The organism is Brevibacillus sp. MER 51 (genome assembly GCF_023714195.1).
Classification (GTDB): Bacteria; Bacillota; Bacilli; order Brevibacillales; family Brevibacillaceae; genus Brevibacillus.
The window spans coordinates 212,041-234,044 of sequence record NZ_JAMAUS010000004.1 but is presented as its reverse complement, the minus strand read 5'-3'; the positions used below and the strand labels follow the sequence as shown (position 1 = coordinate 234,044).

At 48.5% G+C, this 22,004-nt stretch carries 20 protein-coding genes and 1 riboswitch; of the genes, 6 read left to right on the top strand and 14 right to left on the bottom strand.

What is annotated here, in order from left to right:
* Positions 1 to 30 precede the first annotated feature (30 nt).
* Both M3630_RS10815 and M3630_RS10810 read left to right on the top strand, forming a co-directional pair.
* Positions 31 to 429, top strand: coding sequence for an RrF2 family transcriptional regulator (locus tag M3630_RS10815; protein ID WP_173610859.1), 399 nt, complete (start codon positions 31 to 33; stop codon positions 427 to 429).
* A 102-nt stretch (positions 430 to 531) separates the two neighbouring features.
* Positions 532 to 1,212 carry a class I SAM-dependent methyltransferase gene (locus tag M3630_RS10810; RefSeq protein WP_251252100.1) on the top strand — a complete coding sequence of 227 codons (681 nt, stop codon included), beginning with the start codon at positions 532 to 534 and terminating at the stop codon, positions 1,210 to 1,212.
* Between the two features lie 620 nt (positions 1,213 to 1,832).
* Here M3630_RS10810 and M3630_RS10805 read toward each other — a convergent pair.
* Entirely contained in the window at positions 1,833 to 3,251 is a 1,419-nt protein-coding gene (locus tag M3630_RS10805; RefSeq protein WP_251252099.1) for a hypothetical protein, read from the bottom strand.
* Between the two features lie 133 nt (positions 3,252 to 3,384).
* Here M3630_RS10805 and M3630_RS10800 point away from each other — a divergent pair, with 133 nt between their 5' ends.
* Positions 3,385 to 5,058, top strand: coding sequence for a M14 family metallopeptidase (locus tag M3630_RS10800; protein WP_251252098.1), 1,674 nt, complete (start codon positions 3,385 to 3,387; stop codon positions 5,056 to 5,058).
* Between the two features lie 62 nt (positions 5,059 to 5,120).
* On the opposite strand, the gene M3630_RS10795 is transcribed toward M3630_RS10800, so the two are convergent.
* From M3630_RS10795 to M3630_RS10780, 4 genes are all read right to left on the bottom strand, one after another.
* Positions 5,121 to 6,002 carry a methyl-accepting chemotaxis protein gene (locus M3630_RS10795; protein ID WP_173610846.1) on the bottom strand — a complete coding sequence of 294 codons (882 nt, stop codon included), beginning with the start codon at positions 6,000 to 6,002 and terminating at the stop codon, positions 5,121 to 5,123.
* 30 nt (positions 6,003 to 6,032) lie between these two features.
* Positions 6,033 to 7,490: a benzaldehyde dehydrogenase gene (gene yfmT / locus M3630_RS10790; RefSeq protein ID WP_251252097.1), complete on the bottom strand. Its 1,458-nt coding sequence runs from the start codon at positions 7,488 to 7,490 to the stop codon at positions 6,033 to 6,035.
* Positions 7,491 to 7,575: 85 nt separating this feature from the next.
* A riboswitch (cyclic di-GMP riboswitch) is annotated at positions 7,576 to 7,661 on the bottom strand.
* Positions 7,662 to 7,836: 175 nt separating this feature from the next.
* Positions 7,837 to 8,772 carry a methyl-accepting chemotaxis protein gene (locus M3630_RS10785; protein WP_251252096.1) on the bottom strand — a complete coding sequence of 312 codons (936 nt, stop codon included), beginning with the start codon at positions 8,770 to 8,772 and terminating at the stop codon, positions 7,837 to 7,839.
* 24 nt (positions 8,773 to 8,796) lie between these two features.
* Positions 8,797 to 9,552: a hypothetical protein gene (locus M3630_RS10780; protein WP_017250646.1), complete on the bottom strand. Its 756-nt coding sequence runs from the start codon at positions 9,550 to 9,552 to the stop codon at positions 8,797 to 8,799.
* An 85-nt stretch (positions 9,553 to 9,637) separates the two neighbouring features.
* Between M3630_RS10780 and M3630_RS10775 the strand changes: the two genes are divergently transcribed.
* Complete coding sequence (locus tag M3630_RS10775; RefSeq protein WP_251252095.1) at positions 9,638 to 11,050, top strand: RsmB/NOP family class I SAM-dependent RNA methyltransferase; 1,413 nt, start codon at positions 9,638 to 9,640, stop codon at positions 11,048 to 11,050.
* 78 nt (positions 11,051 to 11,128) lie between these two features.
* On the opposite strand, the gene M3630_RS10770 is transcribed toward M3630_RS10775, so the two are convergent.
* The 6 genes from M3630_RS10770 to M3630_RS10745 all read right to left on the bottom strand — a co-directional run bounded on the left by M3630_RS10770 (position 11,129) and on the right by M3630_RS10745 (position 16,415).
* Positions 11,129 to 11,374 (bottom strand): hypothetical protein, encoded by a 246-nt coding sequence (locus M3630_RS10770; RefSeq protein ID WP_173610842.1) that lies wholly within the window; start codon positions 11,372 to 11,374, stop codon positions 11,129 to 11,131.
* Between the two features lie 164 nt (positions 11,375 to 11,538).
* Complete coding sequence (locus M3630_RS10765) at positions 11,539 to 12,165, bottom strand: LysE family translocator (RefSeq protein WP_251252094.1); 627 nt, start codon at positions 12,163 to 12,165, stop codon at positions 11,539 to 11,541.
* A gap of 5 nt (positions 12,166 to 12,170) precedes the next feature.
* Positions 12,171 to 12,605 carry an Lrp/AsnC family transcriptional regulator gene (locus M3630_RS10760; RefSeq protein ID WP_251252093.1) on the bottom strand — a complete coding sequence of 145 codons (435 nt, stop codon included), beginning with the start codon at positions 12,603 to 12,605 and terminating at the stop codon, positions 12,171 to 12,173.
* Positions 12,606 to 12,795: 190 nt separating this feature from the next.
* On the bottom strand, positions 12,796 to 13,962 hold the full coding sequence (locus M3630_RS10755) for an MFS transporter (protein ID WP_251252092.1): 1,167 nt from the start codon (positions 13,960 to 13,962) through the stop codon (positions 12,796 to 12,798).
* The gene (locus tag M3630_RS10750) at positions 13,952 to 14,788 is read right to left on the bottom strand and encodes a MerR family transcriptional regulator (RefSeq protein ID WP_251252232.1); all 837 of its coding nucleotides are present in this window, start codon (positions 14,786 to 14,788) and stop codon (positions 13,952 to 13,954) included. The genes M3630_RS10755 and M3630_RS10750 overlap by 11 nt, the downstream gene beginning before the upstream one ends.
* A 145-nt stretch (positions 14,789 to 14,933) precedes the next feature.
* Positions 14,934 to 16,415 carry a DEAD/DEAH box helicase gene (locus M3630_RS10745; RefSeq protein WP_251252091.1) on the bottom strand — a complete coding sequence of 494 codons (1,482 nt, stop codon included), beginning with the start codon at positions 16,413 to 16,415 and terminating at the stop codon, positions 14,934 to 14,936.
* 318 nt (positions 16,416 to 16,733) lie between these two features.
* Between M3630_RS10745 and M3630_RS10740 the strand changes: the two genes are divergently transcribed.
* Together M3630_RS10740 and M3630_RS10735 are read left to right on the top strand one after the other, a co-directional pair.
* A complete protein-coding gene (locus M3630_RS10740) occupies positions 16,734 to 17,267 on the top strand; it encodes an RNA polymerase sigma factor (RefSeq protein ID WP_251252090.1) in 534 nt (177 codons plus the stop codon).
* Positions 17,254 to 18,366, top strand: coding sequence for a DUF4179 domain-containing protein (locus M3630_RS10735; protein WP_251252089.1), 1,113 nt, complete (start codon positions 17,254 to 17,256; stop codon positions 18,364 to 18,366). Before M3630_RS10740 ends, M3630_RS10735 begins: the two co-directional genes overlap by 14 nt.
* Positions 18,367 to 18,428: 62 nt before the next feature.
* Here M3630_RS10735 and M3630_RS10730 read toward each other — a convergent pair whose 3' ends face one another.
* The 3 genes from M3630_RS10730 to M3630_RS10720 form a co-directional block, all read right to left on the bottom strand.
* Positions 18,429 to 19,505, bottom strand: coding sequence for a M42 family metallopeptidase (locus M3630_RS10730; RefSeq protein ID WP_251252231.1), 1,077 nt, complete (start codon positions 19,503 to 19,505; stop codon positions 18,429 to 18,431).
* Between the two features lie 254 nt (positions 19,506 to 19,759).
* A complete protein-coding gene (gene pepV, locus M3630_RS10725; protein WP_251252088.1) occupies positions 19,760 to 21,196 on the bottom strand; it encodes a dipeptidase PepV in 1,437 nt (478 codons plus the stop codon).
* The gene (locus M3630_RS10720) at positions 21,183 to 21,914 is read right to left on the bottom strand and encodes a GTP pyrophosphokinase (RefSeq protein ID WP_251252087.1); all 732 of its coding nucleotides are present in this window, start codon (positions 21,912 to 21,914) and stop codon (positions 21,183 to 21,185) included. Before M3630_RS10720 ends, pepV begins: the two co-directional genes overlap by 14 nt.
* Between the last annotated feature and the right edge of the window lie 90 nt (positions 21,915 to 22,004).

Genomic DNA, 22,004 nt, shown 5'->3' with positions numbered 1-22,004 from the left:
GATGTATTAAGTCCATGATTGAGGTGTCTTATGAAGTATTCACAGGCAACAGACTATGCCCTCCATGCGATGCTCTATCTGGTAGCAGAAGCCCCTGATAAACCCGTTAGTGTTCAGCTTTTGGCAGAGAAGCTGGGCGTCTCACAAACGTACCTATCCAAAATGCTGACCAAACTGGTCAAGGCTGGGTTAATACACTCGATCTCCGGCGCAAATGGCGGATACAAGCTCAAACGCAACCAGGATGATATATCGTTTCTGGATGTTATCCAAGCCATTGAAGGGACCACCTCCTTGTTTGAATGCAGTTTCCGACATGATAGTGCCTGCCTGATTCAACAGGTTGTGACTGAGGCCGAGCAGCAAATGATGCAGACGCTTAAGAGTAAAAAAATTGCTGATTTGGTCCCACATATCCCCAAACCATGATCGACTGACGTAAAACAACTTCCATGAAAAGCTCCGGCCGCCTCGACCGGAGTTTTTCTTCATAATGGTATCGCTCAATCGAAGAGAAAGGCGTGAAAAAGGATGAGCCAATGGACGGAACAAGCGGCCAAGCAATGGGATCAATTTGCAGAAGACTGGCAAAAAAGAAGTGAGCACATGTGGGAAAAAGGGAGTCGAAGCACCATCCTTCCCTATTTTATGAAGCATATACCTGTTGGATCTGGATCTGTTCTCGATGCAGGCTGTGGTGACGGCTATGCCAGTTGCAAGCTTGCAGAGCACGGCTACCAGGTGGAGGGCATCGACATTGCCGGGGAAATGATCCGCCTCGCTCATGACCGGGTCATTTCCTTCTCGGGTTCCGTTCATTTTCAGACAGGAGACATCAGTGAGCTTCCTTTTGCCAATGATACATTCTCCGGTGTGCTCTCCATTAACGTAGTGGAATTCACTCCGTCTCCGCTCAAGGCACTCCTAGAGCTTCACCGCGTGCTCGCACCCGGAGGAATTCTCGTCTTGGGTATCCTCGGTCCTACAGCTGGTCCACGCGCACATAGCTATCGCAGACTATATGAAGAGACGACGATCCAAAATACGATGATGCCCTGGGAAGCCAAGCAGTTGGCGAGCGAAAATGGCTTCACACTGCTGGGTGAAGAGCCGGTATACAAAGAGGGAATTACGCCAGATATCGCGGGCCGCTTAAGCGTAGAGCTGCGGGAGGCTGTCAGCTTTTTGACCTTGTTTGCCTTGCGGAAATAGATCAGAATGCTCTCAACTTTAAGTGAAGTATGCCGGTCACACCTATGAGAGGGAAAACCGGCAATTTTTTATGATCAATCACGTCAAACAGAGTCCCGTTAGTCTAGGCTTTGCTATTCCATAACTGGGCAGTTTACTAACCAATATTTCGTTGTTAAAATGGGTCGTGCTAATAAAATTTATTTATTTTTATTAATTCTACTAGAACTTTGTGCGACACGCATCTCGGAAGGTGAGTATCATTATCAACGAATACAATTTTACAATTGTTGCCCCTATCATTTGCTTTCATTGTGGGAATGGGAGCTTTCACAAATCTGATAATAAACACCAAATATACAAAGATCTCATCAATAATGAAGTCATTGAGATACCGGTAAAACGTCAACGGTATCGATGCACTGCTTGTGGTACGAAAGAATGGGACGTTGTATTGGGAGCATCGACGCATTTGAAAAAAACGAGAAGACTGCTCTCCTTTGAAAAGCGCCATACATGATTCCAAGGTTCATATGCCATTGCGAAATGATCCACCAGCTATAATTAAGCAGCCGCTTCCCTGAAGATTACAGGGAAGCGGCTGCTGCGAAATAGCTTATTATATTCTAGGTTCTTTTTTCTTAACGGTACGAAACATTATTCAATTGCATCCACATCCATTTACTGTCAATTAGCATCGCAAGCGTCATCTCATCCATCCCGTGCAGTTGACGGTACAAGCGCTGCGTTTCGACCAAGTCATTGTAGGTCAAGAACGGATAGTCCGGTCTGCCGAATGTTCCATCGGGAAAATAAGCGTAATGCAAATCGCCATTTCCGAGAATCCACTGCGATCCGAGGTTTACGACACCATAAAGCATCATATCCGCTAAATCTTTGTCAGTCCGGTCGCCGAATTGCAGGTAGCTTTTGTAGAGAAAATTGATTTCCGCCAACTGATGGTTCAAAGAAACATGTGTCTGAATCATCGGATTCGTTGCTGTCGCGTAGTCAGAAACCAGCCAGCCTTGCTGTACACCAGCGATGACAAAACGGTTCATGGCTGCGTGATTGTGAAAGTAAGAAGCATATTTTTTCGCTGATTGGCAAAAGTCCTTTTCTTGATACTGATCACAGCCCCGCAGCATCAGATCTGCCGCTCCTGTGTTGAATCTCGTATCGTAAAAGCCTTCTGGTATCCCGTAATCGCCACTTAGCCACAAGGAGCGCGGCTGCGTCTTCCAGTACCCCTCAGGCTCCTGCTGTTTCAAGCTCGCCCTCAGCATTACATAGCCCATATCCCGGGCAGCCTTGCTTCCACCTGTATATAAAAAGGAGCGAAGGACATAATTTTCAGGAATCCGCCAAAAGGAGGACTCCGAAGTCGGCTCATACGTGGAAGGGCTTTGATAGTAATACCCATCGTACAGCCATTTTGCCTTTTCCGTCACGTCCAAGTTAATCCAGACGCTGTCAATCGATTGTTCTCCCCAAGGAACGAGCGGATCTCTCGAATCGAGCGCCCACATTTCACTGATAACCCCTGCTTTCATCGGCAGCTTGATCACGAGCTCGACACCATAAGCCGTCTGTTTTACTTCGACTGGCAACGCCAATGCCGGCTTTTCTTCAATCGTGGCTCTGCCTTTATCCACGTAGGTAATGGGCTTACCTAACCAAATATACCTGCCCTCCGTCTCTACAAAACCTGAGGAGAGCGGAAGGATCTGGACTTGATCAAGCGTGACAACCTTCCAATACGGTTTCTTCGATTCATCATAGGCACGATAGCGGAACATCATGTTCTGACTGTTGCCCTGAATCGGAATGGTGAAAACGTGGGGCATCATATTGCGCTGACCTGTCATTTTATGGGCCCAATACGTGACACCATCGGAGAATCGAAATTCTTGTTTTTGGTGAATCGCGCCATTCAGGTGGTCAACAGTCTCTGTTTCTGTTGGTTTTTTCCATTCGTTTGCAGAAATATCGCTCGGAAAGAAACTACTTACGGCGATGGCCGTCATCAAAAGGAGCATTCTGCTGATTTTTCTGACCATGTCATCCCCCTATTCTATTAAAGGAGAACCGAAAGTCCTACTTTAAAATGAATATTTCGTAGTGATTATTATTTTTATAATAATCTGATAAATTAACCATAGGTGTCTACTTCTATTTCTCAGGAGGGAATTTATGGACAAGAAAGTACGCTACGTTGTTTCTACAGCACTCGTAATATCTCTGTTCACCAGCCCCTCAATCATCCATGCCAACCAAGCTGAACCACAAACCCACATTCCTTATTACGGAATAGGGCCAACCTATGTACAGCCTGCACAGATTGAGAGCTTGTTTCCCAAGCCAACTATCCAGTTTGGGACACCTGGCTTCCAAGAAGGAAAAGAAGCTTTTACGTCCCAGGAAGAAATGATGGCTTACATAAGCAAATTGGCTGCAGGCAACAAGGAAATCCAGCTGCTATCCATCGGTACATCCCTGGAAGGTCGCGATATCCCCCTGCTGTTATTCAGCAAAGACCACGGCAAGCTCAAACAAAACAAAGAGAAGCCACTCATCTGGCTACAGGCACAAATCCATGGAAATGAACCCGCATCCGGTGAATCTGCTCTTTTGATCGCCAAATGGCTGGCAGAAGGAAAACTTGGCGCCGATCTCTTGGATAAAGTAAACATTGCGATTGTTCCCCGCATCAATCCAGATGGCTCCTACCAGTTCAAACGCTACATCGCGACAGAGCTGGATGCCAACCGCGACTACATGAAGGTAGAATATCCAGAAGTGCAAGCGGTTCACCAAGCCATTAATGCCTATCAACCTGATGTGGTGCTTGACGCCCACGAATACGGCGTCTCTTCCAGCCAGCTTCGCGATGTTGGAGAAAAAGGCGCGATCTCTTCCTACGATGTTCTAATCTCCTCTGCGAAAAACTTGAATATCCCCGCCAACCTGCGAAAAATGTCAGACAACCTGCTCTTGGCTGACGTTCAAAAAGCACTCGACAAGGAGCAGCTTTCTAATCACGCTTACTATACGCTGGCAAAAGGCAAGGACGGAAAAATGACCGCAACAGAAGGCAGCACAGAGACAAGAATCGGACGCAATGCTCTTGGATTGAAAAACACATTGACGTTTTTGGTGGAAACACGCGGCATCGGCATTGGACGCGCCGATTTTGAGCGCCGTGTATACAGCCAGGCCATGACTCACGCTGCTGTCATTCAATCAACAGCGGCCAACGCCAAAGCAATCAAGTCCGCCGTGATGCAGGCACGCGCAGAAATCACGGAAAAAGGCAAAAAGGCAAACGACAACGACAAACTCGTCATCCTGAGTGAGAATAAGCGCGTACCGGGTCAGTCTCTCGAAGTGGTCGACCTAGCCACCGCAAAAAAAGTGTCTACCCCCATCGACTGGGTAAGCTCCACGGATGCCTATCCCATACTCGAGCGCGAGCGCCCCACTGCCTACCTCATGCCTCCTGGCTACCATGACGTCGCGACCAAGCTGGAATTGCTCGGTGTTTCGGTAAGCAAGCTATCAAAAGAAACGACCATAGCGGTAGAAAGCTACACCATTTTGGAAAACAAGGTGAATACGATTTACGAGAATGGGCATTTCACCAACCAAGTGACTGCAAATGTAACAGAAACAACGAAAACCTTTCCTGCGGGTAGTTACGTGTTCAGCATGGCCCAGCCAAACGCGAACTTCATTGCGTTAGCCCTGGAACCGGAATCAGTGGACAGCTACGTCACGTTTAACTTCTTGCCCGTTGAAAAGGGCGATGAAGTCCCGGTATATCGCTATATGCTGGAGCAACCGCTACCCACCACACAAAAGAACTAAAGGAAAAATTCCCCTCTCTAAAGTTAGACTCCTGAGAGGGGAATTTTGTTACATGTCTGGGCTTACTTTATTTCAAACACTTCTTGGGCAAGCCCTGCCAGCTTTTGCGTATTGCCGCTCACTTCGACCATCGTCGCGGAAATTTCCTCTGTGGCGGCTGCCTGACTCTCCATGGTTTGATTGATCAGTTCAATCGAGTTTTGCAGAAGCGTTATCAAATCCCGGATGGAATCCGTGGTTTGCTTGATTTTGTCTGCATTCGCCCTGGAATCCGTCGCCATATTGCGAACCTCATTCGCAACGACAGCGAACCCACGCCCTGCATCTCCTACTCGCGCAGCCTCAATGCTCGCATTTAGTCCCAAAATGTTACTTTGATCAGCGATTTTTTTCACGGCGAGTGTAATTTGCTCGATCTCGGTCGTACTTTGGCTGACATCATTGGCTTGCTCTGAGATCGCCTTCATTTGCTCGTTCAAATTCCCGATCTGCACGGCCATCTCGTGTGTGGTGGCACTCACCTGCTCGACGACACTCGAGAGATTTGCAGCGATTTCATACAGCTCATTGGCTCGCTCCATACTCGAACCAATGCCGACACCGCCAATGACTTTTCCCGTGTGATCATGCAGGGGAATCGCCCGTGCGACGAGAGGGAAACCAAACAATTCCTTGGGGACCATCATCGCCTGCTTGGTGTTTTTTCGGATCGCGTTGGTGATCACATCTCCTTCCTGGAGTGGATCACCAGGCTTGACTTGCAGTGCAAATGTTTGGGCAGGTACATTGCACAATAGCTTTTCCGTGTCGTAGACCCCAATGGTAATGTCATCGGAAAGCAAATCATTTAAATAGGGGGCAACCTTGATGAAAGCCTCGAGCAGTTCTGCGTTTTTCCCCTTTTCGGAAGCCTCTGTTTCGTTCCATTCTTCGTATCCGTTCATGACCCTCTTCACCTCTATATTTTGCTGGCATTAGTACGGAAATTGACGCTTCTTGTGCTGAACCGAAATCCATTTCAGCGTAGTAAACTCTTCTAAGCTCCATTGACCATTCAATCGTCCCAACCCGGAGTGCTTTTCACCGCCGAACGCCACGATTGGCTCGTCATTGATCGTTCCATCGTTGATGTGAATCATGCCGGTCTCAATGCGCTTGGCCATCTCGGCACCTCTCTCCAGATCACGGGTGTGAATTGCCCCGGACAACCCAAATGGTGTCTCGTTCGCCATGCGAATCGCTTCTTCCTCGGAAGCAAACGACATGATGCAAACAGCCGGACCAAACAGCTCTTTGGATGCAATCGACATGTCTGTGGTCACTCCTGTCAAAACAATCGGTTCGACCACGTTTCCTTTTACTTCCCCTTTCAGTGCAGGAACGGCTCCTTCGCGTATCGCCTCATCGATCGTTGCCATCAGATTGGCGACTTGCCGTTGATTGATGAGTGGACCGATTACCGTGTCAGGATCATTCGGGTCTCCTACCTTGAGTCCAGATACTTTTTCCACGTACAAATCGAGGAATTTATCGTATACATCTTGGTGAACCAGAACCCGGTTAGCTGACATGCAAATCTGACCTTGGTGGGTAAAACGGCTGAATACTGCTGCATTGACGGCATACTGGAGATCCGCATCCTCCAAAACGATCAGCGCACTATTGCCGCCCAGCTCCAAAATCGCCTTTTTGAAATGCTTCGCTGCCACCTGCGCGATATGGCTCCCAACTTGGCTAGACCCTGTAAACGAAAGGATGCGCGGAATCGGGTGGGAGACAAAACCATCGCCAATTTCAGCGATATCCGTCACTACGACGTTAATCAAGCCTTTGGGCAGACCTACTTCTTCAAAAATTTTCGCGATGAGAGTCCCACCCGTGATTGGCGTGTGCTCATGTGGTTTGAGGACGACACCGTTGCCCGCGCCAAGAGCTGGAGCTACGGACTTCATCGACAGATAGAAGGGGAAGTTGAACGGACTGATGACGCCGACAACTCCTGCGGGAATCCGATACAAGCGGTTTTCTTTTCCGTCTACGGGAGAAGGCAGAATTTTTCCTTCCATCCGCACTGGGAAGGTAGCCGCCTCGCGAATAATATCCTTCACAAGCCCGATCTCAAAAAACGCTTTCAATCGGGTTCCGCCCAATTCACGAATGATGATCTGAATGATTTCTTCTTCATGCTCTTCGATATAGTGAACAGCACGCTCCAACATTCGGGATTTGGTATAAGCATTCACTTCGTCCCACTCTTTTTTCGCGTGGGCTGCCGCCTTGTAAGCCGCGTCGATATCCTCCAGATTTGCCATTTTGAATTCTGCGATGACTTCCCCATTGTAAGGGTTGATATCTTGCAATGTCTTCGCGCCCAGCCCGTCGCGCCACTCCCCATTGATGTACTGCTTGTCCAATGTTTGCAGGATTGACATGCTACAACCTCTCCCTTTTGTAAAGGTAATAGGCCCCTTTCGCATGAAAGGAGCCGTAAAACTAAAACAGCAAAATACACTGCTCGTTGGCAACCCGGCTGCCATCGTAACGTGTACATTAGGCCCGTGGCTTTGCGTCCCCACTTTTCAATGGGTTTGCCCATTCATAGCGAATGCCGATATGATTTTGTCGAAAAAAGGAAAGATATGGAGAATGATACTTTGATTATAGTACTCTATTCCTAATAGTCAAACGAAAACATGTAAATATTTCGTGAAAGGAAGTAACAAATATCAAAAAGCCCGCATCGCTTGGATACGGACTCCTGGTTCTTCTTCCTTATGCTCACAATAACGATTTGACATTCTTTACGCTCGTCGCGAGCATTTGCTCTGTCGCGTTGGCGTCCCTTATGTGCTTGGTCAAGCCTTCATTCAGCTCGTCCAGCAAGCCCTTTGCATCACTTACCTGCTGGGACACATCATCAGCAAATCGCTTTTGATGCGCGATGATTTCCATCACACCCGACACTTCGACGTTCAGTACCTGGAAAGCGTTCACGATCTGATCTGTCTTCTGTGCAGCATCCTTGCTGATAGAAAGTCCATTTTTGATTGCACTGCTGCTTTTTTCACTGTTAGACAATGCTTCTTTTGTTTCTTCCTGAATCTTGCCAATCAATTCTGCAATCGTCTTGGTCGAGTTCGCTGTCATCTCGGCCAGCTTCCGTACCTCATCCGCTACGACAGCGAAGCCTCGGCCTTGTTCACCTGCACGTGCCGCTTCTATCGCTGCATTCAGGGCGAGAAGGTTGGTCTGATTCGCAATGTCGCTGATCACCTTGACGATGCTCGTAATTTCCGAAGAGCTCTCTTCCAAGCGGCTCATGGACTTGGACGTATGGACCGATTCTTTGTCGAGCAGGCTCATGACCTGCACAACGTCCGTCATTGCCTTCTTGCCTTCATCTGCACACGCTACCGATTGTTTGCAGATGTCTGTCAGGCGCTCTCCTCGAACCGACAACTGGCTCGCAGATTCATCATCCCGCTCGTTAATGGCCTGGATATTATCTACGACACGCTTCATCCTTGTCACCAGTCGCACCATTTGATCGGATTCGGCGTTCATCGCCTGGTTTGAACTGAGGATCGCACCCATCTGTTCGTAAAGATCGCGAAGCTCATGTTTCCAAGCGTCTTGCTGTCCTGTCATTGTGGTTGTGGCTGTCGTCGCTGCTGTCTCTTTATCTGCCAGGCCTTTGTCTTTTTTCCAAAACATCCGCTTCCCTCTCCTCTGTACCCATCAATTGTCACCTCGGCGGCTATATACGCGGGACTCGATTATTCCCGGATGTTGTTTCGCCAAGCTCAGCAAGTTTTCCAAGAAATAATAGTGACCCTCCAAGAGCTCCACGTCTTTACGCTCAAAATGCTTCGCCTGCAAATACTGCTGCATTTCCAAAGCATAGCGCTCCAGTTTATCGTGAAAATCGTTGGCACGAAGCATTTGCTCCACTTCTGGATATTCTGTTTTCAGGCGACTTAGCTCGCTGTATACACGCCCACCCTCCAGAATCATCTGGTAGGCCGTACGCTCAAGCGTAGCTGTCGTAGCTGCCTCCTGCTCCTCACGCTCCTCGCGCAAAGCTGCCAAGTACGTGATAAAATGGTAGACAGTTAAAAACAATGGTCCTAAAAATAGAATGATCCCTGCCTTGTACACATGCTGATTGGACAAATTGCTGATGAGCAGGAACAAGTGAAACAAGATCGCACCCAACCATACATAGATGATGATTTGGTGATTGATCTTCCCTGCCTTTTGGTGGCGTGAAAAGGCAAAGGTAAGTCCGAGCAGATAAAAGGCAAGCAATGTAAAGCTGGCAGAAAACAAAGCCATCTCCATATCGATCAGCCAATCTGCGTCGGCGGGTATTTCGATAAAGAATTCAAAAGCGAGCACCAGCAGTGAGAACAGCAACCCCATGATCCAAAACCGGCTTACTTCCGAGTCATTCCTCCGCCGGGAGCGGTAGCGTTTTGCACGGGATCCTTCCATAATGCTCTCACCTCATTCTCTATGATTCGCCATGATTCTATCTTTTCCTTTCACATGGGGCCAAAATCTGACATCGGAGGCTGTTATGACAAAAAATTTACCGACACCATTTACCGAGCGCATGCAAACCTTGCTCGGGCACGATTTCGAGGCATTCGTTTCCTCCTATGATCAGCCTGTAACACACGGCTTACGGGTCAATCCGTTGAAGGTAGGGCGTGACGATTTTTTGAAAATCTCGCCGTTTGCTCTGGAAGCAGTCCCTTGGTGCGAAAACGGATTTCGCTACAAAGAGCCAGCTCGTCCCGGCAAGCATCCTTTTCACTCCGCCGGCATGTACTATTTGCAGGAGCCAAGCGCGATGTCCGCTGCCGAAGCACTCGGTGCCCAACCTGGTGAGCGCATCCTCGACCTATGTGCAGCGCCAGGAGGGAAATCGACGCAGCTTGCAGCGTTTTTGCGTGGACAAGGAATGCTTGTGGCAAACGAGATCCATCCTGTTCGAGCAAAAGCCTTGTCAGAAAACCTGGAGCGCTGCGGCGTTACCAATGCCGTCGTGACCAACGAAACGCCTGAACGTTTGCAAGAGCGATTCCCCCAGTTTTTTGACCGAATTTTGGTAGACGCTCCATGCTCTGGCGAAGGAATGTTTCGCAAGCTACCCGAAGCAATCGAAGACTGGAGTCCTGCAAAAGTAATGGAATGCCATGTCATGCAAGGTGATATTCTCGAGGCGGCCGCTGCAATGCTGAAGCCAGGCGGGACGTTGGTCTACTCCACCTGCACATTTGCTCCGTTGGAAAATGAGCAGTCCCTGGTTAACTTCCTGGACCGTCACCCGGAATTTGAGATCATCTCGCTGCCACATGCAGATTGCTTTTCTGCTGGCCAACCCGAGTGGGCGTCGCCACAAAACGAGGAGCTCACCCAGACAGCCAGATTGTGGCCGCATCGTCTACAGGGAGAAGGTCATTACCTCGCCAAGCTGCAAAAGAGCGAGAGCGCTGAGGTTCAAGAACCTTCCGGGAAGCGTAAAGAAAAGCGTGCAGCAAAATCAACTCCGACGGGTCGAAAAGAAGCACTGGCAGCCTGGCGTACGTTCGCAGTCGAAGCGCTCCCGGCGCTCTCCAAATCATTCGAAGATGAAGCTGCTTTTCTTTTATTTGGCGAGCAGCTCTACTACTCACCTGCTCCCGAGCTCGACTGGGACAAGCTCAAGGTCATGCGCGTCGGTCTGCACCTGGGAACCGTAAAAAAGAACAGATTTGAACCTGCACACGCCTTGGCGCTCGCCCTCTCTCCTTCGGAGGCAGCCCGTGTCGCTTCGTATGGCGCGGACGATCCTGAACTGTTGCGGTACCTAAAAGGAGAAGCGCTCACGCGAGATGGGGAAAGCGGCTGGACGCTGGTTACTGTAGATGGATTCTCCATCGGTTGGGGCAAGCAATCAGAGGGGCAACTCAAAAATCATTATCCAAAAGGTCTACGCTGGTTGTAAGATTGCATCAAAAATAAAAAAGCTCACAAAGCTACACGAAATGCTTTCGCGACTGCTTGTGGGCTTTTCTCTTTTTTCTCATGATCGCCCTCTGCGGGGCGGACTGTCTACTACCGTTAACGAGCCATTTCTTATATAACGCAATATTTTTGAAACAGATATCCCTGTTGCATTGGCAATTTGCATCGCATTCGAATTCGGATAGGTTCTCACGTAATTGCGAATCATCTGGTAGTCTTGTATTTCGTTTTCTCCGCAAACCTGGCAACTGTACTCTCCCCGGCCCATCGGACTGCCGCATTTCAAGCACGTATCCGTCGTCATCACTGGTTCTCCTCACACCCTGTACTATGGTACTTTCACAAGAAAGGGTTCTATCTTCCTATCTATTACCCAATTCACATGGGAGGAAAACACTATTTTCTCTCACAATTCCTGTATCCTATTAAAATTCGATGCAGTCATTCCGAACTCCTTTAAAAAGGCCACTATCGCGGCAGCAAACAGCTTTTTGCGTAAAGGACAATCGCAAACCCAATTAGAAAGACTCCACTAAGCCCATGAAAAACGTTGAGCCAACCCGGGCGAAAAAAGCGAGCCAAATACGCGGCCAACAAAGCTACCAACCCCAGGAACAATAAAGTCGATAACAGACAGCCCGTAGCAAACAAGAACAACTCCGTTGAATGAACAAAAGTGCCAGATGCCAATAGCGAACCAAATACTCCCGCCCAAAACAGAACGGTCAGAGGATTTGCGAGCGTCAGAAGCACGCCGTGCCAAAAGCTGCTTCGATCCGACCGAGGATGCTGGACTGGTGTTTGTTCATGCTCTCCTCTTCCTTTTATGGCACGCAAGGTTTGAATCCCAAACCAAGTCAAAATCAGGGCTCCCATAATCAAGACCATCTGTTTGACCCATTGGATTTGTAACAGCAGCGACAGTCCCCCAATTGCCCCTACCATATACACCGTATCCACGAGTGCCACACCCAGTACCATCATAAGTGACTCCCGCAATCGCCGAGTCATTGAGCGATGCAACACCGCCAGACAAACCGGACCAACGGATAGCTGGAGCATCATCCCGAATAATAGACCGTTCCAGATCGCCATCAGATTCATATCTCCTCTTTCATGGAAGACAGGACGATCATCGTATTCGTCTTGCTTACCCCTTCTACTTGCTTTAATGTTTCAGAGATGAATCGTTCCAGATCAGCCGTCCCTTTTACGGCGATCTTCAATACATAGTCGTAAGCTCCCGCAATATGATGGCATTCAAGGACACAGTCTGCCTGCATGACCGTTTCACGGAAGCCAGCGATATGCTCCGTTTTCTCGATTTGTACCATCACAAACGCAATCAGGTGAAGCCATAGCTGCTCCCGATCCAGCTTCACCGTGAATTGCTTGATGAGTCCTGTATCCTCCAGCTTACGTATTCGCTCGGAGACCGCAGGCACGGACAAATGAACCTGCTTGCTGATGTCGGAGCTGGTGATCCGGGCATTTTCCCGCAATAAGCGGAGGATTTGTTCATCGATCCGGTCCATAGTGGTACCCCTCCTTTTTATCATGATTATACCAATTTCTTTAGAATAAAAAGGAGTTCGGCACTATTACCGTATTTTTTAAAGAATTGTCGCACTATCTCTTTCGTTTTTTCTGTAGCACAAATAATCTTGGGGCGTTTTCCTAAAATAATGCTGTCGAGAGAGACGAAAAGGCATCTTTCGCTATCTTCTACGCTGATAATTGCTCTTTCTCTTTCTTTAACGAAAACAAACGGATCGCGAGCAACAGTGACAGCAACGCAATAACAAATCCGGACCAGCCTAGATGCTCCACAGAGGCGTTGCTGATCACCAGTCCCCCAACCCATGATCCCAAAGCAAAGCCAAATTGAATAAAGGATGTATTGATGCCAAGAGCGATATCCGGCGAACGGGGCACCTGAGTAACCAGATATAGCTGTTGGGCCGGAGACGTTGCCCATGTGGCGAGCATCCACAGCATGATGATCACGATATGGACAGTTATCACTCCATCCATGACCGAAAGCAAAAGCAGCATGCTTGCCTGAAGGGAGAGTCCAAAATAAATCGAAAATTTCGGTCCCTTGCGATCTGCGATAACCCCTCCAATTTTTGACCCCATAAAACTGCAAATGCCTGCTAAAAACAGAATCCCCGAAATCTCGGATGCCGAAAGCTCTGCCCGGGTTAGCAGGAAAGGCGCAATATAAGTAAACACTGTTGAATAAGCGCCGATGTACAACAACGTGATAACAACCGCGGCCAGAATTTTTTTATTTTTTATAACAGCCAGCTGTGCCCGCGGTGTTACAGTCTCCTGCGCATTTATAGGCGGGACTTTTTTATAAATGACAAGCAGCGGAATTAAGCCCAGCAGTCCAATGAAAATGAACAGCAGTCTCCAGCCAATCGCTTCACTTAAATAAGTGCCAACCGGGAGGCCAAGTACAAGCGAGCTGCTCAATCCCATCAAAATGATACCGATTGCCCGTCCACGATTGCCCTCTTCAACTAGCTGTGTAGATACCGCCATCGCAACAACAGTAGCAACTCCTCCACTGAGTCCTTGAATCATACGTGTAACCAGCATCATCTCAAAGGAAGGACTCACATAGACCAGCCAGTTGCTCAACATAAAAATGCCAAGCATCGTGAGTAATAATTTTTTTCGGTCAAGATGGATGGTAGCAGCGATGATTATGGGAGCCCCTATTGCCGCAAAAAGGGCAAAAGCAGTGACAAGCAATCCGGCAGACGATGTCGTGACACCCAGGTCAACTGCCACGATTTGAATAATGCCGCTGATCATATACTCCACCGTCCCAATCAGGAAAACGGCCAAAGCGAGAGTATAGACAACCCATTTATTTCCCATGCTCAATTTGCCCCCTTGCTTCAATTGGAATCTGGATTTCTATGAGCTCAACTCCAGGTTCTTCTGATAAGGGAACATAGATTTCTCTGCCGGGCTGTTCGCTTCGAATACAGTAGCCATGCTGTTCAATCCACGTAGCCAGATCCAGGCAAGCTGATTCCTTAAAGGTCGAATCCGAACGGAATAGTAGCGTAGCCATTGTCTCGGCAGGCAAGAAGCTTCGTTCCATTTGCTCGGGCAGTGTGACAGAATCTGTTTTAATGGCGTAGCCCACCCCAAATTCGAAAAGCTGATCCTTTGTTCCGCTTTCCTTCCATAGCACTGTTTTGGGACCAGTCAAGGATGATTTCAGGCTGGCATCAAGCAAACTGTCGAACATTTGAAACAGCCAAGGAATATCTTCAGCAGCACCTCGTGCTGAATAGGAAATCAAGTGCATACGATCTACCTGCTTCAGAACCACCTCTTGCTCCTTCTCGATCCTTCCCTCCCGTTCAACAAGCTGCACCCGTTCTTTAATACGGGCAAGCTTTGACATCTCCATCTCCAGCAGGGATTGGATTTCATTTTCTTTGAGCCTCAGCATGCCCCGAATTTGTTCGGCTGGTATATTCTCATGAAGCAACTGCGCAATCTGCTGCAACGAGAACCCCAATTCTTTGAAGATGACAATTCGATTGATCTGCAGAAGCTGTTCGGCACAGTAATAACGGTACCCGGTCGTATCATCGATTTTTGCTGGTTTTAGAATCCCAATCTGATCATAATAGCGCAACGTTTGTAACGGAATTCGACTCAGTCGGGAAAACTCGCTGATTTTGAACAATTCCACACCTTCTCTCCCATTATTTCGATCCGAGTATAAACCTTCTAGTCGAGTATAAAGTCAAGAACTTCCTTTCATACGCCAAAGGCGTTTCTACAAAAAAACCGCCCAGATCCTTTTCGAATCTGGGCAGCCTCTTCATTTCTTATCTTCCTCTTGATTTCCCGGCAGATTGACTAAACGGTCTTCCACCCTTGGCAGAGCGAGCCGCTCCACCTTTCCCTGCTTTTTTGGCATCGGCAGGCTTAGCAGATTTACCCGCTTTGCGTGCTGCAATTGCTTCTGCCTTCTTGCGATTTTTCTCATACTGGGTCTGCAATTCACCCAGTTCACGCGCCATCTTCTTTTTGTAGCCTGGTTTTACCTTCGTCTTTTTCTTCAAGGCTTCACGTACAGGAGAGAACTCTTTGTCTTTTTCCTTCTGTTGCTCTTTCGCCTGTTGCGCCCGCAGCTCAATGAAATGAGCTTCCCGTTCTTCCGCACGTTGACGGCGACCCGCATCCAGATGGCGTCCTGCCTGCAAAATTCTTTCCTCGATCGATGCCTTCGTGGCTTTGGCAAAACGCCCCATCAAATTCTTCTGACGAGGAGAGATGAGGGAGATGGCTTTTCCTTTTTGTCCCGCACGACCCGTACGCCCAACGCGGTGAATGTAACTGTCCACGTCATTCGGCAAATCGTAGTTGATGACATGTGTTACGCCTTCTACGTCGAGTCCACGAGCTGCGATATCTGTCGCGATCAAGTATTGGAAACGAATCTCACGGAATTGCTTCATCAGTTGTTCCCGCTTGTTTTGAGACAAATCACCGTACAGTGCTTTCGCAGCGAGGCCATTTTCCTGCAATCGGGCTGTAAGCTGCTGCACACGAACTTGCGTATTGGCAAACACGATAGTCAAGAACGGCTGCTCCTGCTCCAGCACATCGACGAGAGCGTCCGTCTTATCGCTTTGGTTCACCACATAGTAAAATTGTTCAATGCGCTCCACAGTCTTCTGCTTGCCCTCGATCTTGATATGCGGTGGCTGCTTCATGAAGCGGTGCGCCAGTCTTTTCACCAAATCAGGCATCGTAGCAGAGAACAACAGCACCTGACGCTGGGAAGGCGTGTGGACGATCACTTGCTCCACATCTTCCAAGAAGCCCATTTCCATCATTTTATCTGCTTCGTCCAGCACTAGTGTAGAGATGCGTCCGAAATGGAGCGATCCGCGCTTCATATGATCCAGCACGCGCCCTGGTGTTCCGACTACAACATGAACCGTTTCTTTCAGTTTGCTCAGTTGCTTGTCGATATCCGTTCCACCGTGCAGAGACAGCACGTTTACATTCAGGTGCTTACCCAGCTTTTCTACTTCTTTTGCAATCTGAATGGAAAGCTCACGTGTCGGGGTGAGGATGAGCGCTTGAATGTCTCGTTTTCCCTCTTCCAATGCGTTGAGGATCGGCAGCATGAATGCAGCTGTTTTTCCCGTACCTGTCTGAGCTTGTCCGATCAGATCTTTGCCTTCCATAATGAGAGGAATGGCTTCCTCTTGAATTTGTGTCGGTTCTTTATAATACAGGTCTTGAATCCCTTGCATCAGCTCCGGACGAAAACCAAAAGACGCAAACGATTTTGCCATAACTTCCACTTCCTTTCACAAGCGATCCGATTCGTACACCATAACTGCATGGACAGTGAATGCGATAAAATCGGCTCTCATCAATCAAAATTCATCCTAGGCAGGTTGTTGCCCTTGCGAAATCCTATCCTACCTATACTAAAGGAGTCTTTTCGAAAAAACAACTAAACCGTTCAACTCCCGGGCATTTTTCTTCGAGTCTCGCGACGATGAAGCAAGCCTGGCCGAAATTTTTGCTTACATAATGTGACCATGTATCGATTTCGCTGATCTAATTATTGTCAATGTGAAAAACCAACACAGAAAGGAGTGAAAAAGGTGAATCTAAGAGAACAGGTTCTCCTGGCAAAGCAAGGAGATCGCGAAGCTTTTATCGCTGTTGTCAAACAAGTGGAGAGCTCCTTGTACCATACGGCTAAATCCATCCTGAAAAAAGAGGAAGATATTGCGGATGCTCTCCAGGAAACCATTTTAAAAGCATATAAATCGCTGCATTCACTTCGTGAGCCCCAATTTTTCAAGACATGGATGTTCCGAATTTTGATCAATGAATGCAACAAGATAGTAGCAAATCGCTCCCGTAACGTTCTCGTGGATGAATTCCCTACCCATTTGTCACTCTCACCGAAAGACGAACATATTGATCTGCGGGACGCCGTTGAGAGGTTGGATGAACAGCAGCGCCTTGTTATTGTGCTTCACTATTTTGAAGACATGCCTTTAAGACAAGTAGCAGAGGTACTGGAAATTTCGGAGAGTGCCGCGAAAATGCGACTCAGTCGGGCACGGAACAACTTGATGGAGAAATTAACTACATTTCGGGAAGGGAAGATACAATATGGATCAATCTAAATTCGATTTCGAACTAAAAGAGTACAAACGTTCAAAGGAAACGACGATGTCACCATTGGTACGGGCTCGACTGGATGAAACATACGCCGCACTCCCAGAAATGTCTCGCGATCGAAAAGTCCAACGATCACGCAAGGCACCTTATGTTGCGGCCGCCGCAGTCATTCTGGGTGCAACTGTATTCACCTCCGGTTTTATCTCGCCGGTCATGGCGCAATCGATTAAGCAGATCCCAGTGGTGGGGAGTCTCTTTAGCTTAATCGAGGCGGACCTCGGATTACGAGCTGCAGGAGAACAAGGTCTTTCTTCCAAGGTGAACAAGAGTATTTCTCATCAGGACATGAAGCTCGAGGTAACGGAGACGGTCTTCGACGGAACACGCGCTGTCTACCTACTCAGTGTAACGGCTCCAAACCTGAAGGACGGCATGTTTGATACGGGAAAAGAGGTTGTCAAACTCAGTGACGCTATCGAGAATGTCACTTTTAGTATCGATGGAAAAGGTCAAGATGACCCAGGTAGTTTGGTATCTGGCGGTGGTTTTTTCTCCTCTGCTGGCGAATCGCACCCAAACATGCTTGTCTTCGAAGAAATTTTGAAGACACCTGACCACAATTCAACAGGCAAGATTCCAGACTCTTTCCAAGCGGAAGTGGTTGTTAAGCTTGCTGGAATTGATCAAACCTTCAAGCTGGACATTCCGTTCCAAAAAGCGACAAGCAACATCATCCAGCTAAAACCGAATGCTGTTCAATCAAACGATGGGATTTCTTTCGAAGTATCCGAGGTCAATGTGACGCCAGTGACGACGCGCTTGTTGTATTCGGTCAAACTGGATGGCGAGACAGCAGATAAGTCCATCAGAGCTGCCCTGTTTGACGACCAAGGTCGTCAACTGACATCCCTCCACGGAGAAGGGGAACAACGCAAGGATAACACTCTCACATTTGACGCCCGCTATGCTTCTGAACAAGGACAGCCGAAGTATTTCATAATCAAGCCTTTTGTCGTAAAAGATCATTTCGCTGAAACAGTCACAGACGATCAATTTATTAAGGGTCTGGAAATAAAGGTAGACCTCCCCGAGCAGAACAAGTAACCAAACGAAACCCTCCCCAATGCATTTACACCTTGAATGGGGAGGGTTTTGCTTTCCTTACCTTATCTGTCTATCAATTGTTGTACTGTTTCCTTATCGAGCTTCTTGATAACAGCTGTCAGCAGCTGGGCAGCCTGCTCGAAATCGCTTTTGGACATAATCGCATTATGGCTGTGAATATACCGTGTCGCAAAACCGACGACAATCGACGGGCAGCCAATGCCGCTTGTATGGAATTTTGCGGCGTCTGTCCCGCCTCCAGCGAGTGCATCCACCTGGATATTGATGCCGAGCTCCTCTGCTGTGTCGAATACGAGATCGCGCAATCCGGTATGCGGAATCATCGTAGCATCAAATAACATGACGAGCGGACCGTCCCCCACATTGCAGGTCATCGGATACGATTCATTCCCAGGAGTGTCATATGCGAGTCCAACATCAACAGCAAAAGCAATATCCGGTTCAACCAGCCTCGCTACTGTGCCAGCACCGCGAGTTCCGACTTCCTCCTGCACAGTTGCACCGGCATATACCACATTCGGATGCTCTTCCTTCTGTAAACGTTTCAGCACTTCGATTGCCAGCGCACATCCCGCACGATTATCGAGTGCCTTTGCTACCCACAGCTCACCGTTGCGCATGGTCGTAAAATCACTGTCAGGAACAATCCAATCACCTGGGCGAACACCCATTTCCTTCGCATCTGCTTCATCTTTTGCCCCGATGTCAATGTACAGCTCCTTGAGCTTCATGACCTTTTCCCGTTCTTCTTTTTCCAGCGCGTGTGGTGCCTTAGAACCAATGAGTCCCAGATACTCACCTTTGCGTGTCTTGACCTTCACACGATGTGAGAGCATATTGTGCGTCCACCATCCGCCAAGCTGGATGAAACGCAAGTACCCTTTTGGCGTGATATGCGTCACCATGAACCCTACTTCATCCAAATGTCCCGCGAGCAAAATTTTCGGGCCGTTTTCTGCACCCGTCTTCTTTCCGAGTACCCCACCCAGCCGATCCTTTACCAACTCGTCGCTGAGAGGCTGCAAGTACTCCTCCATCTTCACCCTGACTTCGCGCTCGTGCCCAGGTACTCCGTCCGTTTCCGTCAAATCCTTGATCAATTTCGTAAGATCGTCCATCATTTATCTCCTTTTCGATACTGACATATTCCCATATGAGTTCGAGAAACCGCCTACAGAATCCTTTCATTTCCAAATTGCCTACACCCTACTTATGATTGTTCCCCCAACCCCTGTCCCGAATGCGCCCGAGTACTTCTTATGCTGTCACATTTGAGTGGGTTGCCTTCGCAGCATTTGCAAAGTCTTTTGTCTCGCCTGATTCAGCAAAAATAAAAAAACGGCTGGCGCTTTGTACCAGCCGTTTGCTATTTCTACTTCGCTAATTCATAGATCGCTTGCGCGTAAATCGCGGTCGCTTTGATCAGGTCATCCACGAAAATATATTCATCTCGCTGGTGTGCACTGTCAGGACGCCCTGGGAAAAGCGGTCCGAATGCTACCCCAACATCCAATGAACGGCCGTAGGTAGCGCCGCCAATGGCAATGATGCCAGCTTCCTCGCCTGTTTGTTCTGTATACACGCGTTGCAGTGTCGTCACCAAAGGGTGATTCGGATCGACGCGGTGCGGTGTCAGGTGCTCTGCCACTTCGAGCGAAAATGCCCCTTCGCTGAATCGTTCAGCCAGAACAGTCGACCATTTTTCGAAGGAAACAGAATGTGGGTAACGGATATTCAGACGGAAAAGCGCATCCTGCTTTTCATCATACTCGATCACACCTGTGTTCAGTGTGAGCGCACCCATTTCTTCATCATCATGCGCGATGCCGAGCGCTTCCCCGTAGTGCTGCTTGTGCAAATAACGATCAGCCAAGCTTACAAATGCAGCTCCGCGTTCATCCAGGGACAAGGTGCACAAAAAGTGAATGAGCTCGGTACCCGCGTTGACGCCTTTGCTCGGGTCCATTCCGTGAACCGAGACGCCCTCCATGTGCAGCACTACGAGACCGTCCTGCTCTTCCGCCTTGCCTTTCAAGCCAGTTGTATCCAAGTGCTGGCGATAACTTTGTGCAATCGCCTCACTATTCAAACCGATTGGCGCAAGTGTTGCTACAGCCTTGTCTGGAACCATGTTCATCCGCAAGCCAGCCTGTAAGGAAACGAGCTTTGCCTCCACGTTTTCCGCTACAGGCATTCCGAGGCTTTGGAAGGATGCAAGCGTCTGACGCAACGACAGATCAGTCAAGCCTTTTTCCGCATAGATCAGCGGGAAGTCTGCATCCGGCGTAAAGCCCATCGTCGGCATTTCTTCCGTTTCAAAATACGTGTTCACACATTGCCAGCTCGATTCTTCATCCGTACCGAAAATAAAGCGCACGCGCTTCGAGAGCGGCAATCCCAGCTCCATCACGATCTTCGCGGCGAAAATGGCAGCCATCGTCGGTCCCTTGTCATCAATCGCTCCACGAGCCACGATGCGTCCATCCACGATCTCGGCTGCATACGGTGGCGTACTCCAGCCATCGCCTTCCGGTACGACATCGACATGGCTCAGAATGCCGATCAATTCCTCGCCTTGCCCGAATTCAGCATGCCCTGCATAGCCGCGGACGTCTTTGGTTGTCATGCCTGCCTTTTCACACACGTCTAGCGCAAAGTCAAGCGCTTGCCGAATCCCTTCTCCAAAAGGGGCCCCTTCCCGTGCGGACTCGGGGTCCAATACGCTCTTTATTTGCAAAAATTGTTGCGTTGTCGCAATTAGTTCTTCCTTGCGTTTATTTGTTTCTTCCAGCCAATTAACGCTTGTCATCCTCTTCTCCAGTCCCCTCATTCATACTTCCTGCGTCCATTGCCGCATCGACGTCGAGATCCAGCTCCACCAGCGATAACAATGACTCCATCGGCACTTCTTTTTTCGTAAACTCTGCTTGGGCGTCTTTAATTTCGTCCCGGATATTGTTCATTTCGCTATCCAGCTTGTAGGACGCCTTGGCAGCCTCAAACAATCTTTGCCGTATATCAGACGGGATAATTCCCTCGTATTTATAATTCAGCGAGTGCTCAATCGTCGCCCAAAAATTCATTCCCAACGTGCGAATCTGAATTTCTACCGGAATGGTCACTTGCCCACCCGCCATCATGATCGGATACTCCACAGCAAGGTGATAGCCGCGGTATCCGCTTTCTTTTGGGGTAGAAACATAGTCCTTCTCCAAATAGACACGCATGTCTCCGCGATTGCGGATCATCTCTACGACTGCCGGTATATCATCAATAAACTGGCAAATGACGCGGATGCCTGCGATATCGCGAATTTCCCAGCAGATATTCTCATCAATCGGAAACTGCAAGCGGTTTGCCTTGTTGTAAATACTCGGGATCGATTTGACCCTGCCTACCGCAAACTCAATCGGTGAATGCTCCTTGCGTTTGCGCAGCTCGTTACGGATATTTTTAATTTTGACTTTGATTTCTTCTACAGCTTGTTCGAACGGTAGCAGATATAGTTCCCAATCTAGTTTGTGCACGCTTACGTCCCTCCGGCTTGAAACTCTCCATCGTCCTTATCATTCAACATTTTGTGTGAGATATCCTTCCAAAATACAAAAAGAGACGGG

Excerpts from the sequence above, each read along its gene's own strand:
- M3630_RS10785 (WP_251252096.1), bottom strand. The coding sequence starts at position 8,772 with ATGTTTTGGAAAAAAGACAAAGGCCTGGCAGATAAAGAGACAGCAGCG.
- M3630_RS10775 (WP_251252095.1), top strand. The coding sequence starts at position 9,638 with ATGACAAAAAATTTACCGACACCATTTACCGAGCGCATGCAAACCTTG.
- M3630_RS10745 (WP_251252091.1), bottom strand. The coding sequence starts at position 16,415 with ATGGCAAAATCGTTTGCGTCTTTTGGTTTTCGTCCGGAGCTGATGCAA.
- M3630_RS10780 (WP_017250646.1), bottom strand. The coding sequence starts at position 9,552 with ATGGAAGGATCCCGTGCAAAACGCTACCGCTCCCGGCGGAGGAATGAC.
- M3630_RS10770 (WP_173610842.1), bottom strand. The coding sequence starts at position 11,374 with ATGACGACGGATACGTGCTTGAAATGCGGCAGTCCGATGGGCCGGGGA.
- M3630_RS10765 (WP_251252094.1), bottom strand. The coding sequence starts at position 12,165 with ATGGCGATCTGGAACGGTCTATTATTCGGGATGATGCTCCAGCTATCC.
- M3630_RS10795 (WP_173610846.1), bottom strand. The coding sequence starts at position 6,002 with ATGAACGGATACGAAGAATGGAACGAAACAGAGGCTTCCGAAAAGGGG.
- yfmT (WP_251252097.1), bottom strand. The coding sequence starts at position 7,490 with ATGTCAATCCTGCAAACATTGGACAAGCAGTACATCAATGGGGAGTGG.
- M3630_RS10735 (WP_251252089.1), top strand. The coding sequence starts at position 17,254 with ATGGATCAATCTAAATTCGATTTCGAACTAAAAGAGTACAAACGTTCA.
- M3630_RS10800 (WP_251252098.1), top strand. The coding sequence starts at position 3,385 with ATGGACAAGAAAGTACGCTACGTTGTTTCTACAGCACTCGTAATATCT.
- M3630_RS10730 (WP_251252231.1), bottom strand. The coding sequence starts at position 19,505 with ATGGACGATCTTACGAAATTGATCAAGGATTTGACGGAAACGGACGGA.
- M3630_RS10805 (WP_251252099.1), bottom strand. The coding sequence starts at position 3,251 with ATGGTCAGAAAAATCAGCAGAATGCTCCTTTTGATGACGGCCATCGCC.
- M3630_RS10810 (WP_251252100.1), top strand. The coding sequence starts at position 532 with ATGAGCCAATGGACGGAACAAGCGGCCAAGCAATGGGATCAATTTGCA.
- M3630_RS10755 (WP_251252092.1), bottom strand. The coding sequence starts at position 13,962 with ATGGGAAATAAATGGGTTGTCTATACTCTCGCTTTGGCCGTTTTCCTG.
- pepV (WP_251252088.1), bottom strand. The coding sequence starts at position 21,196 with ATGACAAGCGTTAATTGGCTGGAAGAAACAAATAAACGCAAGGAAGAA.
- M3630_RS10760 (WP_251252093.1), bottom strand. The coding sequence starts at position 12,605 with ATGGACCGGATCGATGAACAAATCCTCCGCTTATTGCGGGAAAATGCC.
- M3630_RS10815 (WP_173610859.1), top strand. The coding sequence starts at position 31 with ATGAAGTATTCACAGGCAACAGACTATGCCCTCCATGCGATGCTCTAT.